This is a genomic window from Pseudomonas sp. (assembly GCF_030147005.1).
GTDB lineage: Bacteria > Pseudomonadota > Gammaproteobacteria > Pseudomonadales > Pseudomonadaceae > Aquipseudomonas.
This window is the reverse complement of sequence record NZ_JASLAW010000105.1, coordinates 1-8,472: the sequence shown is the minus strand read 5'-3', so window position 1 is coordinate 8,472 and position 8,472 is coordinate 1. Positions and strand designations below refer to the sequence as shown.

The following is an 8,472-nucleotide window of genomic DNA, read 5'->3' as shown; positions in this document are numbered from 1 at the left end:
AATTTGTGGTCGGGGGCTTGCACGCCAACGGGGTATATCAGCCACTACATCTGACCACTTATACGCCCCATCCGCGAGCACGCCCGCTCCCACATTGCCTTGCATCGTTTACTGGAACAACGACTCACTCGACAAGCCGTTCTTCTCAAGGATCTCGCGCAAGCGCTTGAGGCCTTCTACCTGAATCTGCCGAACCCGCTCACGGGTCAGGCCAATCTCCAGGCCTACATCCTCCAGGGTGCTGCTCTCATGACCGCGCAGGCCGAAGCGGCGAATCACCACCTCGCGCTGCTTGTCCGTGAGCTCCGACAGCCACTGGTCGATGCTTTGAGACAGATCATCATCCTGCAACAGCTCGCAGGGATCTGTCGGGCGATCATCTGTCAGCGTGTCCAGCAAGGTTTTATCCGAATCCGGACCCAGCGAGACATCGACCGAAGACACGCGCTCATTAAGGCCGAGCATGCGCTTGACCTCCCCTACCGGTTTTTCCAGCAGGTTGGCGATTTCTTCGGGCGAAGGTTCATGATCGAGTTTCTGTGTCAGCTCACGCGCTGCCCGCAGGTACACGTTGAGCTCCTTGACCACATGGATCGGCAACCGGATCGTGCGGGTCTGATTCATGATCGCCCGTTCGATGGTCTGGCGAATCCACCAGGTGGCATAGGTCGAGAAGCGAAAGCCCCGCTCAGGGTCGAATTTCTCCACCGCCCGGATCAAGCCGAGGTTGCCCTCCTCGATCAAGTCCAGCAGTGACAACCCGCGATTGACGTAGCGTCGGGCGATTTTAACCACCAGGCGCAGGTTACTTTCAATCATGCGTTTACGCCCAGCCGGATCCCCTTTCTGCGACAGACGCGCAAAATGGACTTCTTCTTCGGGGGTAAGCAAGGGGGAAAAGCCGATTTCATTGAGGTACAACTGGGTCGCGTCGAGCGCCCGTGTGTAGTCAATGTACTTGTGTTGCTTTAACGCGGAGGAGTTTTTGGATTTGGTGCGAACTGAGGGTGGTGAAGCCCCCTCATTATCTGACATCGTTTCCGTAGTGATGCCGGCCTCCATAAGGAGAACCTCATCGTCGATGTCAAACTCCGGCGCTTCTTTACTGAGAGCCATTGTTATAGTCCTTTGGTGAGTTCGACCTCAAGCTCAAGCGACGCCTTTATCCTTGGCAACGCTGGAGCCTGTTCCTTCTACGTGAGGGAACAGGCTGGCAACACATCAACGGCGGGGTAGGAATTGCAATGGATCTACAGGCTTCCCTTGACGGCGAATCTCAAAGTGCAGTTTCACCCGGTCCGTGCCCGTTGAACCCATTTCGGCAATTGTCTGTCCGACCTTGACTTGCTGCCCCTCCCGAACCAACAACCTGCGGTTATGACCGTAGGCACTGACGTAGGTATCGCTGTGTTTGATGATGACCAGCTCGCCGTAGCCCCGTAAACCACTCCCGGCGTACACCACTGTCCCATCAGACGCAGCCAAAACAGGCTGTCCCAAATCCCCGGCGATATCAATGCCTTTATTCAAACTGCCGTTTGAAGAGAATTTTCCAATCAACACTCCGTTTGAGGGCCATCCCCAACCGGTCGGCGCGGGTCCCGCAGGTGGCAGCGGCGCGGGTGCCGGCTTGCTCGCAACCGAAGGCGCGGCGGTGCCCGCAGGCCGAGTAATGATGGTGGTTTTGCTCGAAGAGGAAGACGAAGATCCTGACTTTGTCACCACAGCCGTAGGCGCCGACCCGGCGCGGCCATCGAAACGAATCGTCTGCCCCGGATGAATCGTATAAGGCACAGGAATATTGTTACGAGCTGCGAGTGCCTTGTAATCCCAACCATAACGGAAGGCAATCGAGAACAGGGTGTCGCCCTTGCGTACCACGTACTGGCCAGTAGTCACCGTCGGCTTTTGCGGTGCTCCATTAGTACGGTCAACTACCCGTGCACCACCGGATGGCGTGCTCGAGCAGGCTGCCAGTAAGGAACTCAAGACAAGGCCAAGCACCAGTCGCTGAAAGCTTGCTTTACTCATTCGCTGCGCAGGACCTGTGAGACTCACCCGCCGCTCCCTTTGTGGTGGCTGAACATTAACGCCCGTATCAGGCTTGAAATATGACGCAAGTATAACTGGGCATTGGCTTTTCACCGGCACAACGACTGAAACGAAAAATTCATCATGCTCCACTCCGGCCCCCACCGCTGTTGAATCTATAGACCCCGCTGTAAGACACATCCGCGTCTATGGAATTCACTGCCTGGAAACAAATGATCAGGCCAGCGGGCCGTTGAGCAACGGCACGAACCGCACAGCGCCCAGCACATGACGGGAAAAGCCTTCGTCTTCTCGGATAATGAGCATCAATTGTTGCACTTCGCCGGAGCCCACCGGGATGACCAGCCGGCCGCCCGGAGCCAGTTGATCCAGCAGCGCCTGGGGCACATCGGTGGCCACCGCGGTCACAATGATGCCGTTGTAGGGCGCCAATGCAGGCCAGCCTTCCCAGCCATCCCCCCAACGAAACACCACATTACGCAGGTTCAGCTCCACCAGGCGCTCCTTGGCGCGATCCTGCAGCACCTTGATGCGCTCAACCGAGAACACTCGTTCGACCAGCTGCGACAACACGGCCGTCTGGTAGCCGGAGCCGGTACCGATTTCCAGCACCTTGTCCAACGGCCCCGCAGCCAGCAACAGTTCGCTCATGCGCGCGACCATATACGGCTGGGAGATAGTCTGGTTATGGCCGATCGGCAACGCCGTGTCTTCGTAGGCGCGGTGCGCAAGGGCTTCGTCGACAAACAGGTGCCGAGGCGTGCGCCGGATCACTTCCAGCACCTGCGCATTGGACAAGCCTTCTTCGTACAACCGCTGGATCAAACGCTCGCGGGTGCGCTGGGAGGTCATCCCGATGCCGCGGCGCAACAGGTCGTCTTGTTCACGAGCCATCAGCGCAGTCCCTCCAGCCAGCCATCAAGACCACTGAAGGCATCACTGAAGGTGCGATCGAATTGCAACGGGGTAATCGATACATAACCTTGCATCACCGCATGAAAGTCCGTGCCCTCGCCACCATCCTCGGCGTCGCCGGCCGCTGCGATCCAATAGCCTTCCTTGCCACGCGGGTCGACCACCTTCAACGGTGCCGCCGCACGGGCACGGTGCCCCAGCCGCGTCAGCTGGATACCGCGAATATGATCCAGAGGCAGGTTGGGGATATTGACGTTAAGCACTGTGCGCGGCGGCAGGTCCAGGGAACCGTGCGCCTCCACAAACATGCGCGCGTAATACGCCGCTGTCGCCAAGTTATCCAGTTGCCGTGAGGCGAAGGAAAAGGCAAACCCGGTCCGACCGAGAAAGCGCCCTTCAAGGGCGGCCGCGACGGTGCCGGAATACAGCACATCATCGCCCAGGTTCGCGCCCAGGTTGATGCCCGAAACCACCAGGTCCGGCGCGTGCTCCAGCAAGCTGTTGATCGCCAGGTGCACGCAGTCGGTGGGGGTGCCGTTCACGCTGATAAAGCCATTGGCCAGGCGCTGCGGGTGCAACGGACGATCAAGCGTCAGCGAACTGCTGGCGCCGCTCCTGTCGTGGTCGGGGGCAACCACCACGCATTCGGCGTAGTCCGCCAGCGCAGCATGAAGCGCGGCGAGACCGGGTGCGGTGGCACCGTCATCGTTTGATATCAGAATACGCATGGGTTGTCCGTCGGCCCCACCGGCACCAGATCAAAAAGCTCGCGCACCAATACAGTGGCGAAGCATCCGGCCGGCAGGACGAATTCCAATTGCAGAATGTCAGGCCCGGGATAATGCCACGTCAACCCGCCAATGGGCAGTCGCAGAATGCGACGTTCTTGGCTCATACCCGCATTCACCAGCCAATCACGTAGGTCAGCTTCTGCGGCAGCGACGGATTGCTCCAATTCATAGGTAAGACCTTTGGCCGGTGAGTCGCCCTCACCCCACTGCGGGCCGGTGGGATGCAGGTCCAGAATCGCGAGGCGCGGATCGCTGCATTCAGCCTCCCCGGCGGGGAAAAAACTGCGGCTGTCGGTGAAGGCCAGCAGGTCGCCGACTTGGGCACGCTGCCAGGAGCCGTCAGCGACGCGCGCCGCCAACACTTTGTTGAACAGAAAGCTACGGGCCGTGGACAGCAGCCGCGAACGCACATTGCGCTGTTCCGGCAAGGCCTTGCGAGCCGCCCAGTCGCGGGCGTCGACGACATTGCCGCCGTTATGGCCGAAACGCTGGGTGCCGAAATAGTTGGGAAGGCCGTGCTGGGCAATCAGTCGCAAACGCGCATCGATGGCGGCGGTATCGCCGGTCAACTGGGTCAGGCGCAAGGTAAAGCCGTTGGCCGCATGCGCACCGCGCTGCAGCTTGCGCTTGTGCCGCGCGGTTTTCAGGATCTTGAGGGTGTCGTTCTCGGCGGCACTCATGTCCGGGTCGGCCTTGCCGGGCAATTGCACGCTGAACCATTGACGGGTCAACGCCTGGCGATCCTTGAGCCCGGCATAGCTGACGGTGCGCAACGGCACGCCAGCCGCCTTGGCGATACGCCGCGCCGCTTCCTCGGTATTCAGGCCGCGCTTCTCCACCCACAACCACAGGTGCTCGCCCTCGCCGGTCAGGGGGATGTCGAGCACTTCGTCTACCTGGAAATCTTCAGCAGTAGCCTTCAGGACCGCGCTGCCCAAGGCCTCGCCGTAGGCACGCGGGCCGAGCAATTCAAATTCATTCATGCGCGCAGCAACAAGGCGACGGAGTGCACGGCGATGCCCTCTTCACGACCGGTAAACCCGAGCTTTTCGGTGGTGGTGGCTTTCACGTTCACTTGGTCCAATTCTATTTGCAGGTCTGCGGCAATCAGGGCACGCATCGACTCGATGTGCGGGGCCATTTTTGGCGCCTGGGCCACGATGGTGTTATCGACGTTGCCGACCTTCCAGCCCTTGGCATGGATCAAGCCGACGACGTGGCGCAGCAGTACACGACTGTCCGCGCCTTTGAAGGTTGGGTCGGTGTCCGGAAAGTGCTTGCCGATATCACCCAGCGCCGCTGCGCCGAGCAACGCATCGCTCAAGGCGTGCAAGACAACGTCGCCGTCGGAATGAGCCAGCAGCCCATGGTGGTGCGCGATACGCACGCCGCCCAAAGTGATGAAATCGCCTTCAGCGAAACGGTGCACATCGTAGCCGTGGCCAATACGCATAAAAAAACGCCCCGATTTAATTCAGGGCGTGATTCTACCTACTTTTGCCTCACATTAACCGAGCAAAGCGCGACCATGATGGCGCAAATGGTCGTCGATGAAGCTGGCGATAAAGAAGTAGCTGTGGTCGTAGCCCGGTTGCATCCGCAGTTCCAGCGCATGACCGGCCGCCTTGGCCGCTTGCTGCAGAGCCTCGGGCTTGAGCTGCACGGCGAGGAAATCGTCGCGATCGCCCTGGTCCACCAACAGCGGCAACTGCTCCGAGGCTTCGCTGATCAGCACGCTGGCGTCCCATTCACGCCACTTCGAGCGCTCTTCTCCCAGGTAACGGGTGAAAGCTTTCTGCCCCCACGGGCAATCCATCGGATTGTTGATCGGCGAAAATGCCGACACGGACAGGTAACGCCCAGGGTTGCGCAGCGCGCAGACCAACGCACCATGACCGCCCATCGAGTGGCCGCTGATGCCCCGCTTGTCCGAAGCCGGGAAATGCGCTTCCACCAACGCCGGCAATTCCTGCACCACGTAGTCATGCATCCGATAATGCTTGGCCCAGGGTTCCTGGGTGGCATTCAAATAGAAACCGGCCCCCAGGCCGAAGTCCCAGGCGCTGTCCGGGTCGTCGGGCACACTGGGGCCACGCGGGCTGGTATCCGGCGCCACGATGATCAAGCCCAGCTCGGCGGCCAAGCGATGGGCGCCGGCCTTTTGCATGAAGTTCTCATCGGTGCAGGTCAAGCCGGACAGCCAGTACAGCACCGGCAGCTTGCCGCCCTGCTCCGCTTGCGGCGGCAGGTAGACCGCGAAGGTCATGTCGCAATCAAGCACATCGGAGTGATGCTTATAGCGTTTATGCCAGCCGCCGAAGCTTTTCTGGCATGACAGATTTTCCAGACTCATGGCCCACCTCAGAAGTGGATGACGGTACGAATGCTCTTGCCTTCATGCATCAGGTCAAACGCTTTGTTGATGTCTTCCAGGCCCATGGTGTGGGTGATGAAAGTGTCCAGCGGGATCTCGCCGGTCTGGGCCATTTCCACGTAGCTTGGCAATTCCGTGCGCCCGCGCACGCCGCCAAATGCAGACCCGCGCCAGACGCGGCCGGTCACCAGCTGGAATGGACGGGTGGCGATTTCCTGGCCGGCACCGGCCACGCCGATGATCACCGACTCGCCCCAACCTTTATGGCAGCACTCAAGGGCCGCACGCATCAGTTGCACATTGCCGATGCACTCGAAGGAAAAGTCCACGCCACCATCGGTCAAATCGACAATCACGTCCTGGATCGGGCGGTCATAGTCTTTCGGGTTGATGCAGTCGGTAGCGCCCAGTTGCTTGGCGATTTCGAATTTGGCCGGGTTGATGTCGATGGCAATAATGCGCCCCGCCTTGGCTTTCACCGCGCCGATCACCGCCGAGAGGCCGATGCCGCCCAAACCGAAGATGGCCACGGTATCACCCGGCTTGACCTTGGCGGTGTTGAGCACCGCGCCGATACCGGTAGTAACGCCACACCCCAGCAGGCAAACCTTTTCCAGCGGCGCTTCCTTAGAAATCTTGGCGACAGAGATTTCCGGCAACACGGTGTACTCGGAGAACGTCGAGGTACCCATGTAGTGGAAAATCGACTGGCCTTTGTAGGAGAAGCGCGTGGTGCCGTCAGGCATCAAACCTTTGCCCTGGGTGGAGCGAATGGCCTGACACAGGTTGGTCTTGCCCGACAGGCAGAATTTGCACTTGCCGCATTCCGGGGTGTACAGCGGGATGACATGGTCGCCGACGGCAACAGAGGTCACGCCCTCGCCAATGGCCTCAACCACTGCACCGCCTTCATGACCCAGGATCGAAGGGAAGATACCTTCCGGGTCTGCACCCGACAGCGTGTAGGCGTCGGTATGGCATACGCCGGACGCGACCACGCGCAGCAGCACTTCGCCAGCCTTGGGCATGGCGACATCGACTTCCACAATCTCAAGGGGTTTATTGGCTTCGAAGGCTACGGCGGCACGGGACTTGATCATCCGAGTTTCTCCAGGGAGTAAAAAATGATTGGATGAGTGTAAAACATGGCTCCTTGATTAATAATCCAAACAAAAGCAAAACATTATTGCTGTACAGGGACAATAACCATGTTGGAGAACCGCTGGGAAGGCATCGATGAGTTCGTCGCCGTGGCCGAATGCAGCCAATTCACCGCGGCGGCCGAACGCCTGGGGGTATCGTCGTCCCATATCAGCCGCCAAGTGGCACGCCTGGAAGAACGGCTGCAAACACGCTTGTTGTATCGCAGCACACGCAAGGTCACGCTGACCGAAGCGGGTCAGACCTTTCTGCAACACTGCCAACGCTTGCAGGACGGTCGCGAAGAAGCCCTGCGTGCGGTGGGCGATCTGGCCAGTGAACCCAAGGGCATGTTGCGCATGACCTGTGCCGTGGCCTATGGCGAACGCTTTATCGTGCCGCTGGTAACAGGGTTCATGGCGCTTTATCCGCAGTTGCGGGTCGATATCGAACTGAGCAACCGCCAGTTGGACCTGGTGCACGAAGGCCTGGACCTGGCGATTCGCCTCGGGCGCCTGCAAGACTCGCGCATGGTTGCCAGCCGCCTGGCTGCGCGACGCATGTATTTGTGTGCGTCACCCTCCTACCTCGCCCGGTATGGTCGGCCACACAGCTTGTCGGAGTTGAGTCGGCATAATTGCCTGATCGGCAGTTCGGATATCTGGCAACTGGCCCAGGACGGACGCGAGTTTTCCCAGCGCGTGCAGGGCAATTGGCGCTGCAACAGTGGCCAGGCGGTGCTGGATGCCGCGCTGCAAGGCATGGGGCTGTGCCAGTTGCCGGACTATTACGTGCTGGAGCATTTGCACAGTGGCGCGCTGGTGTCGTTGCTGGAGGCGCACCAGCCGCCGAATACGGCCGTGTGGGCGTTGTATCCGCAGCAGCGGCACTTATCGCCGAAGGTCAGGAAGTTGGTGGATTTCTTGAAGGAAGGATTGGCGGAGCGGCCGGAGTACAGCGGGTGATCATGGACTGCCTGCACCGGCCCCATCGCGGGCAGGCCCTGCCTCCACAGTTAACCGGGTTGTCTGAGGAAAAGGTGATCGAATGCGGGAGCTGGCGAGACTGTCAGAAATTTTGTGTTCGGGCATAACATGTAGCTAGAGGTGCATGTATGCCGACAAAAAAGAAGCCCGCCAATGCAGCAGCGAGGGAGTTACCCTCGATCCCCCAAGAACTGATCGAGCAGTTTGTTAAAGG

General features: G+C 59.7%; 9 protein-coding genes. 1 reads left to right on the top strand and 8 read right to left on the bottom strand.

Going from position 1 to position 8,472, the window contains the following annotated elements; translation table 11 throughout:
* Positions 1-108: 108 nt before the first annotated feature.
* The 8 genes from rpoS to Q1V60_RS09820 form a co-directional block, all read right to left on the bottom strand.
* Complete coding sequence (rpoS, locus tag Q1V60_RS09855) at positions 109-1,116, bottom strand: RNA polymerase sigma factor RpoS (protein WP_300629780.1); 1,008 nt, start codon at positions 1,114-1,116, stop codon at positions 109-111.
* 105 nt (positions 1,117-1,221) lie between these two features.
* Positions 1,222-2,058, bottom strand: a complete 837-nt coding sequence (locus Q1V60_RS09850; RefSeq protein WP_300629783.1) for a peptidoglycan DD-metalloendopeptidase family protein — start codon at positions 2,056-2,058, stop codon at positions 1,222-1,224.
* Positions 2,059-2,268: 210 nt separating this feature from the next.
* The gene (locus Q1V60_RS09845; protein ID WP_169850588.1) at positions 2,269-2,904 is read right to left on the bottom strand and encodes a protein-L-isoaspartate(D-aspartate) O-methyltransferase; all 636 of its coding nucleotides are present in this window, start codon (positions 2,902-2,904) and stop codon (positions 2,269-2,271) included.
* A 41-nt stretch (positions 2,905-2,945) separates the two neighbouring features.
* On the bottom strand, positions 2,946-3,695 hold the full coding sequence (gene surE / locus Q1V60_RS09840; protein WP_300629778.1) for a 5'/3'-nucleotidase SurE: 750 nt from the start codon (positions 3,693-3,695) through the stop codon (positions 2,946-2,948).
* Positions 3,683-4,741: a tRNA pseudouridine(13) synthase TruD gene (gene truD, locus Q1V60_RS09835; RefSeq protein ID WP_300629776.1), complete on the bottom strand. Its 1,059-nt coding sequence runs from the start codon at positions 4,739-4,741 to the stop codon at positions 3,683-3,685. Before truD ends, surE begins: the two co-directional genes overlap by 13 nt.
* Entirely contained in the window at positions 4,738-5,211 is a 474-nt protein-coding gene (gene ispF / locus Q1V60_RS09830; RefSeq protein WP_012722614.1) for a 2-C-methyl-D-erythritol 2,4-cyclodiphosphate synthase, read from the bottom strand. The genes truD and ispF overlap by 4 nt, the downstream gene beginning before the upstream one ends.
* 54 nt (positions 5,212-5,265) lie before the next feature.
* Positions 5,266-6,111, bottom strand: coding sequence for an S-formylglutathione hydrolase (gene fghA / locus Q1V60_RS09825; protein ID WP_300629771.1), 846 nt, complete (start codon positions 6,109-6,111; stop codon positions 5,266-5,268).
* 8 nt (positions 6,112-6,119) lie between these two features.
* Entirely contained in the window at positions 6,120-7,232 is a 1,113-nt protein-coding gene (locus tag Q1V60_RS09820) for an S-(hydroxymethyl)glutathione dehydrogenase/class III alcohol dehydrogenase (protein WP_300629769.1), read from the bottom strand.
* 108 nt (positions 7,233-7,340) lie between these two features.
* Between Q1V60_RS09820 and Q1V60_RS09815 the strand changes: the two genes are divergently transcribed.
* Positions 7,341-8,237, top strand: coding sequence for a LysR substrate-binding domain-containing protein (locus tag Q1V60_RS09815; protein ID WP_300629768.1), 897 nt, complete (start codon positions 7,341-7,343; stop codon positions 8,235-8,237).
* Positions 8,238-8,472 lie beyond the last annotated feature (235 nt).